Raw genomic sequence first — 15,614 nt, 5'->3', positions numbered from 1 at the left:
CGCGCCGCCCGCAGGGGCGGCGCCGGACCCAACAGGGAGGGCTGCTCCCGGCAGGGAGCGGGCAGAGCTGGCGGGAGTGCCCCGCCGGGCCCGAGCGCCCGAAGGGGTCACAGCGCCTGGACCGCTTCCAGCACCTCGTCCACGTGGCCGTCGACCTTGACCTTGCGCCAGGCTTGCGCAATCCGGCCTTCGGCATCGATCAGGAAGGTGGAGCGTTCGATCCCCCAGAACTTCTTGCCGTACATGTTCTTCTCTTTCCAGACGCCGTAATCTTCGCAGACCGTGCCCTCTGCATCGGACAAGAGCGGCGTGGTCAGCCCGTGCTTGGCGGTGAACTTGTCGTGCTTGGCGACCGTGTCCTTGGAGATCCCGAAAACGTGAGCCCCGGCATCGGCAAATGCCTGCAAAGCCTCTGAAAAGCCGATGGATTCTTTGGTGCAGCCGGGGGTATCATCGCGGGGGTAGAAAAACAGCACCACGGGTGACCCCTGAAGGCTGGACAATGTGACCTCTCCGCCGCCGCTGCGGGGCAGGGTAAAGGAAGGGGCGGGATCTGAAACGTCGGGCATCGGCCTGTCTCCGGTAATTTGCGCAAATCACTGCGCGGCAACCATAACCCATGAGCAGCAAAGGGAAAGCTGAGATCAAACCCGCCGGCGAGAATAACGGCACTGCGGCCGAGGCCGTGCCTGTACGCGGCCCGGAGCCGGGCCCGGATCCCGGCTTGCTGGCGGCAGCCGGCCGGCCCGTGCGGCGGCGCTGGCGCTGGCGGCTGCTGCGCGGTGCCGTCTGGCTGCTGGCGCTGCTGAGCTTCCTGGGGGCAGGCGCCATCTATTTCGGTCTCGGCACCCGGCTGGATGCGCCGGAGTGGCTGCGCCAGCGGGTGGAGGCCCGGATCGAGCGGCACCTGAACGGGTTGCAGATCGAATTCGGCGCCATCCATGTGGTCGTCAACAAGGGCTGGCGGCCGCGGGTCAGCCTCAAGGACGTGGTGCTGCGCCATCCGGATGGCGCGGTGTTCGCCCAGCTGGCGGATGCCCAGGCGAGCCTGGCGATGCGGCCGCTGCTGCGCGGCAGGATCCAGCCCAAGCAGATCGCGCTCAGCGGTCTGTTCGCAACCTTGCGGCGCAACCAGGACGGCACGCTGGCGCTGAGCTTTGCCAGCGGCGGGCTGCCGACGCGGCAGGCGGGCAATCTGGTTCAGCTGATCGAGCAATGGGAAAACCAGCTGGACAAACCCGTGCTGGCGGCGCTGAGGGGCGTGGAGACCAGCGAACTGACGCTGTCCTATACCGATGACCGTCTGGGCCGCGCCTGGACCCTGGACGGTGGCCAGATCCGGTTGCAGAAGAGCGGCAGTTCGGTGTCTGCATCTGCAGTGTTCTCGGTGCTGAGCGGGCGCGGCGAGGTGGGTTCGGTCGAGGCCAGCTACACATCGGAGATCGGCAGCCCGGAGGCAGAGTTCGGGGTTCTCGTCTCTGACATCGCCAGCGAGGACATCGCCCTTCAAAGCCCGGCGCTTGGCTGGCTGGGCGTGCTGCGGGCACCGATTTCCGGCTCCTTGCGCGGCGGCGTCCGCAGCGACGGCGCCTTGGAGCCGGTGCAGGCCAGCCTGCGGATCGGCGAGGGCGTGATCCAGCCCGAAGCCCAAACCCGGCCAGTGCCGATCTCCGGTGCGCGCAGCTATTTCACCTATGACCCGGCAGGCCAGATGCTGGAGTTCGCCGAACTCAGCGTGCAAAGCGGCTGGGGCTCAGGGGTGATGCAGGGGCAGGCCAGCCTGGCCGGTATCCAGAACGGCCAGCTGACCGGGCTGACCGGCCAGCTGCGCTTTACCGATCTGGAACTGAACCCGCGCCGCCTGTTTGAAACGCCGGTGAAATTTCCGGGGGTTGATGCGGATTTCGACCTCAGGCTCAAACCCTTCCGGCTGCGGCTGGGCGAGATGCTGGTGCGCGATGGCGACAGCCGGATCCATTTCGACGGTGAGATCGGGGCCGGGCCCGAGGGCTGGGATTACGACCTGAACGGGCGGGTCGACCAGGTGACGGTGCAACGGGTCAAGGAGCTGTGGCCCGAGGCGCTGGCGTCCAAGCCGCGCGAGTGGGTGCGGGACAACCTGTATGAAGGGCTGGTGCGGGACGTGGGCTTTCACATACGCGGGCGCGGCAGCGGCAAGCCCTTCATCAGCCTGGACCTGGCCTTTGAACAGGCCGAGGTGCTGTTTCAGAAGTTCATGCCGCCGGTGCGCCGCGCTGCGGGACAGATCAGCCTGTACGGCAACCGCTTTGTGGTCACAGCCTCCAAAGGGGTGGTCACCGCGGATCAGGGCGGTGATGTGGATGTCACAGGCACGTCGTTCATCATCCCGGACACGACGGTGCGCGACGGCACCCCCGGCATTGCCCGGATCAATGCGCGCGGCTCGGCAACTGCGGCGCTGTCACTGCTGAACCGCGAGCCGCTCAAGGTGATGGACAAGGCCTCTCTGCCGGTCGATCTGGCCGAGGGTCAGGTGGAGGCCACGGGCACGCTGTCGCTGCCGCTCCGCAAGGGCGTGCAGCCGGAGGAAATCCTGTACCACTACCGCGGGGAGGCCCGGGCGGTTGAGAGCAGCAAGCTGGTGCCGGGCCATGCCGCAGCGGCCCCGCTTCTGAAGATCGAAGGGAACCAGGGCGAGGTGCGGATCAGCGGCAGCGGCAGCCTGTCCGGCGTGCCGCTGACCGCCAGCTGGGGCCAGCAGATCGGCCAGGGCGCGCCTAGGGACAGCCGGGTCGAGGGGACCATTGAACTGTCGGCGGAGGCAGTGTCGGCCTTCAACCTCGGCTTGCCGCGCGGCTCGGTCTTCGGCTCGGGGCGGGGCCGTTACACGGTGGATTTGACGCCCGGGGCGCCGCCGCAGCTGCAGCTGGAGTCGGACCTGGCTGGCGTTGGCCTGAGGATCGCGGACATCGGCTGGCGCAAGAGCGAAGCGGCGACGGGGAAACTGTCATTGTCGGCAGAACTGGGAGAGACCGCGACCGTCGAGCGGCTGGAACTGCAGGCGCCCGGGCTGGCGGCACAGGGCCGGGTGACCACCCGCCAGGGCGGCGGGCTGAACCAGGCGGTGTTCTCGTCGGCGCGGGTGGGCAACTGGTTCCAGGGGGCGGTGACCTTCCAAGGCCGCGGCAACGCAGCACCTGCCATCGAGGTGACCGGCGGCAGGCTGGACCTGAACCGCTCGCCGTTTTCCGCAACCTCCGGCAGCGGTGGCGGCGGCAGCGGCGGATCTCCGGTCCCGATCTCTCTGCGCTTGGAGAACCTGCAGGTGACCGACAGTATCGGGCTGCGGAACTTCCAGGGGCGGTTCTCGACCCGCGGCGGCATGAACGGCGAGTTTACCGCCCGCCTGAACGGGCAGACGCCCGTGGCCGGCACCGTGGTGCCGCGGAACAACGGCACCGCGGCCCGCATCCGCGCCAATGACGCCGGCGGCGTGTTCCGCTCTGCCGGCGTTTTCGAGCACGGCCGCGGCGGCAGTTTCGACATGACCCTGACCCCCGCGGAGAAGCCGGGCGAATACGACGGCCGGGTCAGCGTGCGCAACATCCGGGTGCGCAATGCGCCGTCGATGGCGGCGATCCTGAATGCGATCAGCCTGGTCGGCCTGCTGGATGAAATGACCGGTCAGGGTATCCTGTTCACCAGCATGAACGGGCGGTTCCGGCTGGGCGGATCGCATCTGATCCTGCATCAGAGCAGTGCCGTGGGGCCGTCGATGGGGCTGTCTCTGGACGGGAACTATGATCTGAACAGCAGCCGGCTGAACATGCGCGGGGTGATCTCGCCAGTCTATCTGCTCAATGCCATCGGGCGGGTGCTGTCGCCCAGGGACGGTGAAGGGCTGTTTGGCTTTACCTTCACCCTGCGCGGCACCGCTGACAACCCGTCTGTCTCCGTCAACCCGCTGGCCGGGCTGGCGCCGGGGTTCCTGCGTGAGATCTTCCGCGGTCCGGCACCGAAAGTGCCGGGCGACAACAGGGCGTTTTCCGTGGACGGCGAACTCCTGGAGGAGGGGGAGGCGCAAGTCCAAACCCCGCGGGGGGCCAACAAGTAAACTGGCTGGGGGCGAAAATCGCCATAGATTTTCCCTGCAGCACATCCTATAGCGCGCGCCATGAAACTCAGCGATTTCGACTTCGACCTGCCCGACGATCTGATTGCCACCCGGCCCGCCAATCCGCGCAGTTCAGCGCGGCTGCTGGTGGCCGATGGCGGAGACCTGCATGACGGCCAAGTGACCCATCTGGTGCATTGGCTGCAGCCCGGCGACCGGCTGGTGCTGAACGACACCAAGGTGATCCCGGCGCGGCTGAGCGGGCTGCGCCACCGCGACAGCGCGCAAGGCCCGGTGGCCGCCAGGATCGAGGCAACCCTGCTGGAGCCGCGCGCCGATGGCACCTGGGCGGCGCTGCTTAAACCCTTGAAGAAGATCAAGGCGGGCGAGTATGTCATCTTCTCCGACGGCCTGAGCGCCAAGCTGGAAGAGATTGCAGAGGGCCAGGGGCATCTGCGCTTCAACCTCAGCGGCACCGATTTCGACGCAGCCCTGGCCGAGGCCGGCGCGATGCCGCTGCCGCCTTATATCGCCGCCAAGCGGGCGGCGGACGAGCAGGACAAGACCGATTATCAAACCGTCTGGGCCCGCAATTCGGGAGCGGTGGCGGCCCCGACCGCCTCGCTGCATTTCGACGAGCCGCTGCTGGAGGCGCTGCAGGCGCGCGGGGTGCAGATCAGCTATGTCACCCTGCATGTGGGCGCGGGCACCTTCCTGCCGGTCAAGGTGGAGGATGTGACCACCCACCGGATGCACGCGGAATGGGGCAAGGTTAGCGAACAGGCCGCGGCGGAGATCGCTGCCACCAAGGCGGCGGGCGGACGGGTCATCCCGGTCGGCACCACGGCGCTGCGGCTGATTGAAAGCGCGGCCAAGGACGGGCAGATCCACGCTTGGGAAGGGGATACCGATATTTTCATCTACCCCGGATTCGACTTCCAGGTGGCGGATGCGCTTATGACCAATTTCCACCTGCCGAAGTCGACCCTGCTGATGCTGGTCTCCGCCCTGATGGGGCAGGACGAGATCCGGCGCATCTATGAGCATGCGGTCAGCAGCGGCTACCGGTTCTTTTCTTATGGCGACGCGTCGCTTTTGATCCCGGCGAAGGCGGATCCACATCAGAAAAGCGGCGCGAATCCATAGACAAGCGCCGCGACCCTCATGGCCTCTGACCGCGCGAGCGGGGTCATGAAACTGAAATCAGAATCAGCGATACCGGCCACGCGAGCCTTGATCGCCCGGACATAACATTCAAATGTGATGGCAGCCGTCCCTAGTGGAGGGCTGCTTTGCTTTCAAAGGAGGCATCAAAATGCTGCAGGTACTGTCGAGCGCTTGGGCGCTGCTGTTGGGCGTTTGCCTGCTTATGGTGGGCAACGGCCTGCAGGGCACCATGCTGGGTGTGCGCGGCGAGCTTGAGGGTTTTTCGACCTTCCAGATGTCGATCGTGATGGCGGCCTATTTCGTCGGCTTCCTGGGCGGCTCGCGGCTGGCGCCGGAGATGATCCGGCGTGTCGGCCACGTGCGCGTCTTTGCGGCGCTCGCCTCCTTCATTTCTGCGGTGATGATCCTCTATCCGCTGCTGCCCAACACCGTCGCCTGGGCGCTGGGGCGGATGATCATCGGGTTCTGCTTCTCCGGCGTGTATGTGACCGCGGAGAGCTGGCTGAACAATGCCGCCGACAATACCAACCGGGGCAAGGCGCTGTCGCTTTATATGATCGTGCAGACCATCGGCATCATCGCGGCGCAGATGCTGATCCAGGTCGGCGACCCGGCCGGCTATGAGGCCTTCATCATCGCGTCGATCCTGGTTTCGATTTCCTTCGGGCCGATCCTGCTGTCGATCTCGCCAACACCGGCCTTTGACACCACCAAGCCGATGACCCTGAGAAAACTGATGGAAACCTCGCCGCTGGGCTGCGTCGGCATGTTCCTGCTGGGCGGCGTGTTCTCCGCCCAGTTCGGCATGAGCGCGGTTTACGGATCCGCCGCCGGGCTCAGCCTGGCGCAGTTGTCGGTTTTTGTCTCCACCTTCTATGTCGGGGCTATGATCCTGCAGTACCCGCTGGGCTGGCTGTCGGACCGGATGGACCGGCGGGTGCTGATCCTTGGCGCCGCGGTGGCAGGCGGCAGCGGCGCGGTCATCGGCTTCCTGTTCGGGGCGGAGTTCAAGATGCTGCTGGTGGCGGCCTTCTTCATCGGCGGCCTGTCGAATCCGCTCTATTCGCTGCTGATTGCCTACACCAACGACTATCTGGAGCACGACGATATGGCGGCGGCCTCGGGCGGGCTGATCTTCATCAATGGGCTTGGGGCCATTGCCGGTCCGGTGATCACCGGCTGGCTGATGGAGGATGCGGTGTTCGGGCCTGCGGGCTTCTTCACCTTCATCGCCGCGCTGATGTTCGTGATGGCGGCCTATGCGCTCTACCGCGCGACCCAGCGTGCCTCGGTCCCGGTCGAAGAAACCGGCAGCTATGCCGCGATGTCGCCGACCGCGACTCCGGTCGCGGTGGAGTTTGCCCAAGAATACGCCATCGAGACCGAACTGGAGGAGCAGGAATCCGCCGCCGCGGAGCACTGATTGCGCTAACCAGCGGGAATTGTGAGGATTATTTCACACAGGGGTCTTGTCTGTCGTAATTTGTGACCCAAGGTTACTTGTAAAGGATATGCAAAATGGCCTGAAATCAGGGTCAGGAAAAACTTGGAGTTACGACCGATGGCTGGTCCCGAAGAGATACTTGCATTCTGGCTCGACGAAGTCGGCGAGAAGGGATGGTATCTGCAGGATGACGCGCTGGATCAGGAGATCCGCGATAAGTTTCAAAAGACCTGGGAGGAGGCCTGCGAGGGCAATTTCTCCTTCTGGCTGACCTACCCGAGCGGGATGCTGGCCTACATCATCCTGATGGACCAGTTCCCGCGCAACATGTTCCGCGGCGAAGCCAAGGCCTTTGCCAGCGACCGCGCGTCGCTGTCGGCGGCCAAGGTGGCGATCAACAAGAAGTGGGACATGAAAATCGACGAGCCGGCGCGGCAGTTCTTCTACCTGCCGCTGATGCATTCGGAAAACCTGTGCGACCAGGAACGCTGCATCCGGCTGATGATGGAGCGGATGCCGGAGAGCGGCGGCAGTAACCTGCTGCATGCCCGCGCCCACCGCGAAGTGATCCGCCAGTTCGGCCGCTTCCCCTACCGCAACGAGGCGCTGCACCGCGCCAGCACCGGGCCCGAGCTCGACTATGTCATGGCAGGCGGCTACGGCGAGACCGTGCGGCAGATGCAAGCGGCTGGCTGAGCCAGCACGCCCGGCAAGCTGTTTTCAGATGCGCTGCGCTTCTAACCCGGAGGCGCAGCGTTTTTCTGTCCGCTGCAGTGAGGCAGGCCGGTCAGGCGGCCGGCAAGCTCAGCCGCCCCGGCGCGGGCGGCCTGAGCCGCGGCCTGCTGCGGCAGCTCCCGCATTCCGGCAAGGCTGGCGTGCAGCTGTTCCAGACGGTCCTCGACACCGGCAAGACGGGCGGCTGATGCAGTGCCTGTCCCGTCCTGAACGGCAGCGCGCAAGCCCGCGACTTCTTCCTGCAGCCCGGTCACGGCGGTATGCAGCGGCGCAACACGGCTGGTGATCTCTGCCGCATTGTCCGTGACGGCGGAGGCCGCCGCCAGCAGCTTCCATCCCAGGAACAGGCAAAGCGCCAGCAGGATCAGGGTGGCGTTCAGAAGGGCCTTGGCAAGATCAGCAACAGTTCGTGTCATAAACTTCCGCTCCCGGCAGTGGAATGCAGCGCATGTTTCCGCTTATGCTGGCCCGGAACCAGCCTCGCTGCCAAGCGGAAGTCTGCCGTAAAACGCATGGCCGCTATGCCGCAGAAGAGGATGATTGCAGTGCAGAAAGAAATAGTTTAACGGTAAACTAGTTTTATGGATCCTGTTCAAGGCGAGGGGACAGCATGGCGGCACAATCCTATGACGTGATCGTAATCGGCGCCGGGCCGGGGGGCTATGTTGCCGCCATCCGGGCAGCACAGCTGGGGCTGAAGACCTGTGTGGTCGAGCGCGAGCATCTGGGCGGCATCTGCCTGAACTGGGGGTGCATCCCGACCAAGGCGCTGCTGCGCTCGTCGGAAGTGTTCCACCTGATGGAGCGGGCCAAGGATTTTGGCCTGAAGGCGGAAAACATCGGCTATGACCTGGACGCGGTGGTGAAACGCTCGCGCGGGGTGGCGAAACAGCTGTCCTCCGGCATCGGCCACCTGATGAAGAAGAACAAGATCACCGTGGTGATGGGCGAAGCGTCCATTCCGGCCAAGGGCAAGGTTTCGGTCAAGACCGAAAAGGGCACCGAGGAGCTGACCGCCAAGAATATCGTTCTGGCCACCGGCGCCCGCGCCCGCGAGCTGCCGGGGCTGGAAGCGGACGGCGATCTGGTCTGGACCTACAAGCACGCGCTGCAGCCGGTACGGATGCCGAAGAAGCTGCTGGTGATCGGCTCCGGCGCCATCGGCATCGAATTTGCCAGCTTCTACAACACGCTGGGTGCCGACACTACGGTGGTTGAGGTGATGGACCGGGTGCTGCCGGTCGAGGACGCGGAAATCTCCGCCTTTGCCAAGAAGGCCTTTGTCAAACAGGGCATGAAGATCATGGAGAAAGCCATGGTCAAGCAGCTGGACCGCGGCAAGGGCAAGGTGACGGCCCATATCGAAGTGGGCGGCAAGGTAGAGAAACAGGAGTTCGACACCGTGATTTCCGCCGTGGGGATCGTCGGCAACGTCGAGGGCCTGGGCCTGGAAGAGCTGGGCGTCAAGGTCGACCGCACCCATGTGATCACCGATGAATTCTGCCGCACCGGCGTGGATGGCCTCTATGCCATCGGCGACATCGCCGGTGCGCCCTGGCTGGCGCATAAGGCGTCGCACGAGGGCGTCATGGTGGCCGAACTGATCGCGGGCAAGCACGCGCATCCGGTGAAGCCGGAAAGCATTGCCGGCTGCACCTACTGCCAGCCCCAGGTGGCCTCCGTCGGCTATACCGAGGCGAAGGCCAAGGAACTGGGCTATGACATCAAGGTCGGCCGCTTCCCCTTCATCGGCAACGGTAAGGCGATTGCGCTGGGTGAGGCAGAGGGCATGGTGAAAACCATCTTTGACGCCAAAACCGGCGAACTGCTGGGCGCCCATATGGTCGGTGCCGAGGTGACCGAGATGATCCAGGGCTATGTGGTGGGCCGCCAGCTGGAAACCACCGAGGAAGACCTGATGAACACCGTCTTCCCGCATCCGACGCTGAGCGAGATGATGCATGAATCGGTGCTCGACGCCTTCGGCCGCGTCATTCACATGTGACGCAGCATTCCCGCGCCGCGGCTCTTGCTGCGGGCGGCTTATGCGGGCAGGACAGGAAAAGCAGGCGCGGGTGCGTGCCTGCTTTTTCTATTTGAGGGCGGAAACTTGACGGATGGCGGAAAGTCCCGCTGGGGGCTTATACTGGCGGTCTGGGCCGCGGGGCTGGGGGCCGCGGCGCAATACGGCAAGATCTCGGTGATCTTCGGCCGCATGGGCGAACTGTATCCGCAGGCGGGCAATGCTCTCAGCTTTTCCGTCTCGCTGGTCGGCACGCTGGGCATTCTGCTGGGCGCGGTGGCGGGGCTCTATGCGGCCGCCTTTGGCTACCGGCGCACCCTGGTCTGGGCGCTCTGGGCCGGTGCGGCGATGTCAGCGGTGCAGGCGCTGCATTTGCCGTTTGGGCTGTTCCTGGCAACCCGGGTGGTCGAGGGCTTGTCGCACCTTGGCATTGTGGTGGCCGGCCCGGTGCTGATTGCGCAGCTGAGCTCTGACCGGGGCCGGGGGCTGGCGATGACCCTGTGGAGCACGTTTTTTGCTGTCGCCTTTACCCTGCTGGCCTGGTTTGGCCTGCCGCTGGTTCGCGCCTGGGGGCTTCTGGCGCTGTTTGGCGCCCATGCAATGGTGATGGCCGGGCTGGCGGTGCTGCTGAGCGTTGCCTTGCGCTCGGTTCCGGTGCCGGAGCGGGCGCCGCTGCCGCGGCTGGCGGACTTGCCGGGGCAGCATCTGCCCATCTACCGCTCCCCCTGGATATCGGCGCCTGCAGCGGGCTGGCTGTTTTATACCTGCTGCTTTGTGGCGGTGCTGACGGTGATCCCGCCCTATATCGCGGAAGAGGCGAGCGGGTTCGTTCTGGGGATGATGCCGCTGGCGAGCATTGCGGTGTCGATGACGCTGGGCGTTTACCTGCTGCGGTTCCTGCCAGGGGTGCGGCTGGCGCAGCTGGGCTTCCTGGCCTGCGCGGCAGCGGCTGCCTGGCTGTGGATGATGCCGGGGGCGCCGCTCGCCTGTATCGCCATGGCCGGTGCGATGGGGCTGGTGCAGGGCGGCTCCTTTGCTGCGGTGCCGCAGCTGAACGAAACCGCCGTGTCGCGGGCGCAGGCCAGCGGGGCGATGGCGCAGATGGGCAACCTGGGGAACACGATCGGCACGCCGCTGATGGTGCTGTCGCTGTCGGCAGCGGGATTCGGCGGCATGATGGCTGCGCTGGTGGTGCTGTTCCTGAGCGGCGCAGCGGTGCATCTGCTGCTGGCGGCCCGGCGGCGCGGTCTTCCGGCGTAAGTGGCGCTCCCGCCCGTCGCCGGTCCCCTTTGGGGACCGTCTTCCGTTGGGCGTAGCGCCGCGCGATGCGCGGCGCGCCGGATTTCGGAGGAAATCCGGACCCGATAGCAGGTACGTTCGAGCTGCTGCCAGCTGCTGTCAGCAAACTTCCTCTTGTTCGCGCAATGTTCTCTTTTGGGGCTTGGCGTTTTCCACGGCATTCCCTATCTGTAGGGCGGGCGACCGCCAAGGGTTCGGCGGGCGCGGGTACGGGGGCATTATGGCTGAGCTGAAATCCATCGAAGTGCGCGGCGCGCGCGAGCACAATTTGAAAAGCATCGACGTGGATATTCCGCGCGATGAGCTGGTGGTGATCACTGGCCTTTCCGGCTCGGGCAAGTCGTCGCTGGCGTTCGACACCATCTATGCCGAGGGCCAGCGCCGCTATGTCGAGAGCCTGTCGGCCTATGCGCGCCAGTTCCTCGACATGATGGAAAAGCCGGATGTGGACCATATCAGCGGCCTCAGCCCGGCGATCTCGATCGAGCAGAAGACGACGTCGAAGAACCCGCGCTCCACCGTTGGCACGGTGACGGAGATCTATGACTATCTGCGTCTGCTGTTTGCCCGCGCGGGCACGCCGTATTCGCCGGCCACCGGGCTGCCAATCGAAGCGCAGCAGGTGCAGGACATGGTCGACCGGATCATGGAAATGGAAGAGGGCACCCGCGGCTACCTGCTGGCGCCGATCGTCCGCGACCGCAAGGGCGAGTACAAGAAGGAATTCCTGGAACTGCGCAAGCAGGGCTTCCAGCGGGTGAAGGTGGACGGGGAGTTCTATGAACTCGACGAGCCGCCGGTGCTGGACAAGAAGTTCCGCCATGACATCGACGTGGTGGTCGACCGCCTGGTGGTGCGTGAAGGTATGGAGACACGCCTGGCGGACTCGCTTCGCACCGCGCTGGATCTGGCTGACGGCATTGCGATTCTGGAGACCGCGCCCAAGGAAGGCGCTCCGGAGCGGATCACCTTCAGCGAAAACTTTGCCTGCCCGGTCAGCGGCTTTACCATTCCCGAGATCGAGCCGCGGCTGTTCTCCTTCAACGCGCCCTTCGGCGCTTGTCCGCAGTGCGACGGCCTAGGGGTGGAGCTGTTCTTTGACGAGCGGCTGGTGGTGCCGGATCAATCGCTGAAGGTCTACGACGGCGCGCTGGCGCCCTGGCGCAAGGGCAAGTCGCCTTATTTCCTGCAGACCATCGAAGCCATTGCGCGGCATTACGAGTTCGACAAGAACACCGTCTGGAAGGACCTGCCCGAGAAGGTGCAGAAGGTGTTCCTCTATGGCTCGGGCGAGGAGGAGATCCTGTTCCGCTATGACGAGGGCGGGCGGGTCTATCAGGTGGAGCGTACATTCGAGGGCGTCATTCCGAATATGGAGCGCCGTTACCGCGAAACGGATTCCAACTGGATCCGCGAGGAATTCGAGCGGTACCAGAACAACCGGCCCTGCCACCACTGCGATGGTTACCGGCTGCGGGATGAAGCGCTGGCGGTAAAGATCGCCGGTGTGCATGTGGGGCAGGTGGTGCAGAAGTCGATCCGCGAGGCGCTGGCCTGGATCGAGGATGTGCCGAACCATTTGAGCCAGCAGAAGCAGGAGATCGCCCGGGCCATCGTTAAGGAGATCCGGGAACGCCTTGGCTTCCTGAATAACGTTGGTCTTGAGTATCTTACGCTGTCCCGTTCATCCGGCACCCTGTCCGGCGGCGAGAGCCAGCGGATCCGGCTGGCCTCGCAGATCGGCTCCGGCCTGACCGGGGTTCTGTATGTGCTGGACGAGCCGTCCATCGGGCTGCACCAGCGCGACAATGACCGGCTGATCGGCACGCTGAAGAACCTGCGCGATCAGGGCAACACGGTGATCGTGGTGGAGCATGACGAGGACATGATCCGGCAGGCGGATTACGTCTTTGACATTGGCCCCGGTGCCGGGGTGCATGGCGGCGAGGTGGTGAGCCACGGCACCCCGCAGGCGATTGCGGCGGATGCAGGCTCGATCACCGGCCAGTATCTGGCGGGGACCCGTGAGATCGCGGTCCCGGCCAAGCGCCGCAAGGGCAACAAGAAGAAGATCAAGGTGGTGAAGGCCACCGGCAACAACCTGAAAGAGGTGACGGCGGAATTCCCGCTGGGCAAGTTCGTCTGCGTGACCGGCGTGTCGGGCGGCGGCAAGTCGACGCTGACCATCGAGACGCTGTTCAAGACCGCCTCCATGCGCCTCAACGGTGCACGCCAGACGCCTGCGCCCTGCGAGAGCATCAAGGGGCTGGAGCATCTGGACAAGGTGATTGACATCGACCAGCGCCCGATCGGGCGGACTCCGCGTTCCAATCCAGCCACTTACACCGGGGCCTTCACCCCGATCCGCGACTGGTTTGCCGGCCTGCCGGAGGCCAAGGCGCGGGGCTACAAACCCGGGCGGTTCTCCTTCAACGTCAAGGGCGGCCGCTGCGAGGCCTGCCAGGGCGACGGTGTGATCAAGATCGAGATGCACTTCCTGCCCGACGTCTATGTGACCTGCGAGACCTGCAAGGGCGCGCGCTATAACCGTGAGACGCTGGAGATCAAGTTCAAGGGCAAGAGCATTGCCGATGTGCTGGATATGACAGTGGAAGATGCGCAGCAGTTCTTCCAGGCGGTGCCGGCAATCCGCGACAAGATGGATGCGCTGATGCGGGTTGGCCTTGGTTATATCAAGGTGGGCCAGCAGGCGACCACCTTGTCCGGCGGCGAGGCGCAGCGGGTGAAACTGTCCAAGGAACTGTCGAAACGCTCCACCGGGCGGACGCTGTATATCCTCGATGAGCCGACCACGGGGCTTCATTTCGAGGATGTGAAGAAGCTGCTGGAAGTACTGCACGAGCTGGTAGAGCAGGGCAACTCGGTTGTGGTGATCGAGCACAACCTGGATGTGGTCAAGACCGCCGACTGGATCATTGACATCGGGCCCGAAGGTGGTGACGGCGGCGGCGAGATTGTTGCGGCGGGCACGCCGGAAGCGGTAGCTGATGAGCCGCGCAGCCACACCGGGCGTTATCTGAAGGACATTCTGGCGGCGCGAAAAGTGGCGGCGGAGTAGGGCGAGGGGCGCCGCCCCTCTTGGCCTTTGGCCAATTCACCCCGGAGTATTTTGGGAAAGATGAAAGGGGGCGGATCCGCCCCTTTTCTTATGCCGTTTGGGCGGCATCTGGACGGGCGACCAGCAGCGGCATCAGGAACAGGGCCAGGAAGGCCGAATTCATCACCACGTTGAACCAGGCGCCCGCGGCGAGGGAGCCGAGGCTGTCGGGAATGTACCAGGCCAGGAGCGCCGGGATCAGCAGGCGGCGGCCCAGGCCAGGGCTGGCCTTGTAGACATGCTCTGTCACCAGATAGATCAGGACGCAAAAGCCGCACAGCAGACCGCCGCTGATGGCGGACATCAGTGACGCCGGGCCGGGGCGCAACGCTTGTCCGCCATCCAAGGGCAGAAAGGCCAGGTCCAGGAAGAAACTGAGGGCCTGAGAGAGCGGTGTGGCCAATGCCAGCACCATGGCAAGCCCGAAGGCGGTGGAGAGCACCGCGGCGGTTTTGAGCCAGCGGACGGAAGCGGAGTGGGTCATCGGGACCTCCTGTTGTGAACTGGCTTCAGCCTGCAAGCGGATGGAGAGTGAAAACAATTACCTTGGAGGTAAGTGAATTCGGTTGGGCTTGCGGTAGAGTGGCGGTCAGGCAGGAGGCAGCGATGACGGCGGGGTTTGGCGGGGTTTTGAAGAAATGGCGGCAGGTCCGGCGGCTGAGCCAGATGGAGCTGGCGCTGAGCGCCGGAGTGTCGCCGCGGCATCTGTCGTTTCTGGAAACCGGGCGCGCGCAGCCCAGCCGGGGGATGGTACTGCGGCTGAGTGATGAGCTGCAGGTGCCGGTTTCGGCCCGAAATCAGCTGCTGACGGCGGCTGGCCTGGCGCCGGCCTATGTGCAGCGGCCGATGGATGATGCAGAACTGGCGCCGCTGTGGCAGGCCGCGGAGCGGATGCTGGAAGGGCACGAGCCGTTTCCGGCGATGGTGATTGGCCGCCACTGGCAGTTGCTGCGCCTGAACCAGGCTGCGGCGGCGATGCTGGGCGCCGCAGGGCTTGGCCCCGGCAGCAGCCTGATCGAGGCGCTGCGGGTGGCGCTGGACAATCTGGAGGAGGTTGAACGGCACAGCCTGGCGCGGCTGCGGACCGAATTGGCGTATTGCGGCTCCGACCCGGTTCTGGAGCAGGCGATCGAACGGCTGCAGCGGAACGTGACGGCGGCGGCCTCAGGGGACGGTGTGCTGCCTGCGGTGATCCCGGCCCGCTACCGGATGGGCGGGCAGGTGCTGTCGTTCTTTTCCACCATCACCCAGTTTGGCGGCACCGGGGACCTGGCAATGTCGGAGCTGCGTATCGAGATGCTGTTCCCGGCCGATGACGCCACCCGGAACACCCTGGAGGCCATGGCCGGGCAGCGGTGAAAGTCAGTTTGCCAGATCCGCCACCGCACCGATCAGGCGCAGCACCTTCTGGGTTTCCCGGTTGACCTGGTAGACATAGCCGCCCGCCTGCACATAGCTGCCATAGGGGTCCGGCGCCCAGCCTCCGGGCTTGCCGATAAAGGTATAGTCGTCGAGGATGTGGTCTCCGCGGCGGTAGAATTTCTTGGCCTGGCCCGGCACGCAATGGCCGGATTTCTTTGCCATGCCCTGCGGGCACTGGAAGCTTGCCGGAACCGGATTGTCAAAACCATTGCCGGCCGCCAGCGGAATCGCCAGCGCACAGGCCGCGGCAAGAACGGTGAGGGGAACAATGTGACGGCGTACCATTTACGGCGGGTCCTTATTTCGCTGC

General features: G+C 64.9%; 12 protein-coding genes. 8 read left to right on the top strand and 4 right to left on the bottom strand.

Going from position 1 to position 15,614, the window contains the following annotated elements; genetic code table 11:
- Window positions 1-107: 107 nt before the first annotated feature.
- Complete coding sequence (locus tag ACFMBG_RS20875) at window positions 108-569, bottom strand: peroxiredoxin (protein ID WP_421056606.1); 462 nt, start codon at window positions 567-569, stop codon at window positions 108-110.
- Window positions 570-619: 50 nt separating this feature from the next.
- Between ACFMBG_RS20875 and ACFMBG_RS20870 the strand changes: the two genes are divergently transcribed.
- The 4 genes from ACFMBG_RS20870 (at window position 620) to ACFMBG_RS20855 (ending at window position 7,403) form a co-directional block, all read left to right on the top strand.
- The gene (locus ACFMBG_RS20870) at window positions 620-4,096 is read left to right on the top strand and encodes a YhdP family protein (RefSeq protein WP_421056605.1); all 3,477 of its coding nucleotides are present in this window, start codon (window positions 620-622) and stop codon (window positions 4,094-4,096) included.
- A 60-nt stretch (window positions 4,097-4,156) separates the two neighbouring features.
- A complete protein-coding gene (gene queA / locus ACFMBG_RS20865) occupies window positions 4,157-5,242 on the top strand; it encodes a tRNA preQ1(34) S-adenosylmethionine ribosyltransferase-isomerase QueA (protein ID WP_421056604.1) in 1,086 nt (361 codons plus the stop codon).
- A 169-nt stretch (window positions 5,243-5,411) separates the two neighbouring features.
- The gene (locus ACFMBG_RS20860) at window positions 5,412-6,686 is read left to right on the top strand and encodes an MFS transporter (RefSeq protein ID WP_421056603.1); all 1,275 of its coding nucleotides are present in this window, start codon (window positions 5,412-5,414) and stop codon (window positions 6,684-6,686) included.
- Window positions 6,687-6,824: 138 nt separating this feature from the next.
- On the top strand, window positions 6,825-7,403 hold the full coding sequence (locus tag ACFMBG_RS20855) for a DUF924 family protein (RefSeq protein WP_421056602.1): 579 nt from the start codon (window positions 6,825-6,827) through the stop codon (window positions 7,401-7,403).
- 41 nt (window positions 7,404-7,444) lie between these two features.
- On the opposite strand, the gene ACFMBG_RS20850 is transcribed toward ACFMBG_RS20855, so the two are convergent.
- Complete coding sequence (locus ACFMBG_RS20850; protein WP_421056601.1) at window positions 7,445-7,858, bottom strand: hypothetical protein; 414 nt, start codon at window positions 7,856-7,858, stop codon at window positions 7,445-7,447.
- A 194-nt stretch (window positions 7,859-8,052) separates the two neighbouring features.
- Here ACFMBG_RS20850 and lpdA point away from each other — a divergent pair, with 194 nt between their 5' ends.
- The 3 genes from lpdA (at window position 8,053) to uvrA (ending at window position 13,843) form a co-directional block, all read left to right on the top strand.
- Window positions 8,053-9,447, top strand: coding sequence for a dihydrolipoyl dehydrogenase (gene lpdA, locus ACFMBG_RS20845; RefSeq protein ID WP_421056600.1), 1,395 nt, complete (start codon window positions 8,053-8,055; stop codon window positions 9,445-9,447).
- Window positions 9,448-9,552: 105 nt separating this feature from the next.
- Window positions 9,553-10,725, top strand: coding sequence for an MFS transporter (locus ACFMBG_RS20840; protein ID WP_421056599.1), 1,173 nt, complete (start codon window positions 9,553-9,555; stop codon window positions 10,723-10,725).
- 259 nt (window positions 10,726-10,984) lie between these two features.
- Entirely contained in the window at window positions 10,985-13,843 is a 2,859-nt protein-coding gene (gene uvrA, locus ACFMBG_RS20835; protein WP_421056598.1) for an excinuclease ABC subunit UvrA, read from the top strand.
- An 88-nt stretch (window positions 13,844-13,931) separates the two neighbouring features.
- On the opposite strand, the gene ACFMBG_RS20830 is transcribed toward uvrA, so the two are convergent.
- Window positions 13,932-14,366 carry an excinuclease ABC subunit A gene (locus ACFMBG_RS20830; RefSeq protein WP_421056597.1) on the bottom strand — a complete coding sequence of 145 codons (435 nt, stop codon included), beginning with the start codon at window positions 14,364-14,366 and terminating at the stop codon, window positions 13,932-13,934.
- 122 nt (window positions 14,367-14,488) lie between these two features.
- Between ACFMBG_RS20830 and ACFMBG_RS20825 the strand changes: the two genes are divergently transcribed.
- Entirely contained in the window at window positions 14,489-15,241 is a 753-nt protein-coding gene (locus ACFMBG_RS20825) for a helix-turn-helix domain-containing protein (RefSeq protein WP_421056596.1), read from the top strand.
- Window positions 15,242-15,244: 3 nt separating this feature from the next.
- On the opposite strand, the gene ACFMBG_RS20820 is transcribed toward ACFMBG_RS20825, so the two are convergent.
- A complete protein-coding gene (locus tag ACFMBG_RS20820) occupies window positions 15,245-15,589 on the bottom strand; it encodes an excinuclease ABC subunit A (RefSeq protein ID WP_421056595.1) in 345 nt (114 codons plus the stop codon).
- Window positions 15,590-15,614: the final 25 nt, after the last annotated feature.

Origin of the sequence: Leisingera coralii (genome assembly GCF_049056525.1) — a bacterium.
GTDB classification, from domain to species: Bacteria; Pseudomonadota; Alphaproteobacteria; order Rhodobacterales; family Rhodobacteraceae; genus Leisingera; species Leisingera coralii.
The sequence above is the reverse complement of the archived record's forward strand: the minus strand, read 5'-3'. Positions and strand labels throughout refer to the sequence as shown.

Coding starts and splice junctions, on each gene's coding strand:
- ACFMBG_RS20855 (WP_421056602.1), top strand. CDS start 6,825: ATGGCTGGTCCCGAAGAGATACTTGCATTCTGGCTCGACGAAGTCGGC.
- ACFMBG_RS20860 (WP_421056603.1), top strand. CDS start 5,412: ATGCTGCAGGTACTGTCGAGCGCTTGGGCGCTGCTGTTGGGCGTTTGC.
- ACFMBG_RS20850 (WP_421056601.1), bottom strand. CDS start 7,858: ATGACACGAACTGTTGCTGATCTTGCCAAGGCCCTTCTGAACGCCACC.
- queA (WP_421056604.1), top strand. CDS start 4,157: ATGAAACTCAGCGATTTCGACTTCGACCTGCCCGACGATCTGATTGCC.
- ACFMBG_RS20870 (WP_421056605.1), top strand. CDS start 620: ATGAGCAGCAAAGGGAAAGCTGAGATCAAACCCGCCGGCGAGAATAAC.
- uvrA (WP_421056598.1), top strand. CDS start 10,985: ATGGCTGAGCTGAAATCCATCGAAGTGCGCGGCGCGCGCGAGCACAAT.
- ACFMBG_RS20830 (WP_421056597.1), bottom strand. CDS start 14,366: ATGACCCACTCCGCTTCCGTCCGCTGGCTCAAAACCGCCGCGGTGCTC.
- ACFMBG_RS20820 (WP_421056595.1), bottom strand. CDS start 15,589: ATGGTACGCCGTCACATTGTTCCCCTCACCGTTCTTGCCGCGGCCTGT.
- ACFMBG_RS20875 (WP_421056606.1), bottom strand. CDS start 569: ATGCCCGACGTTTCAGATCCCGCCCCTTCCTTTACCCTGCCCCGCAGC.
- ACFMBG_RS20825 (WP_421056596.1), top strand. CDS start 14,489: ATGACGGCGGGGTTTGGCGGGGTTTTGAAGAAATGGCGGCAGGTCCGG.
- lpdA (WP_421056600.1), top strand. CDS start 8,053: ATGGCGGCACAATCCTATGACGTGATCGTAATCGGCGCCGGGCCGGGG.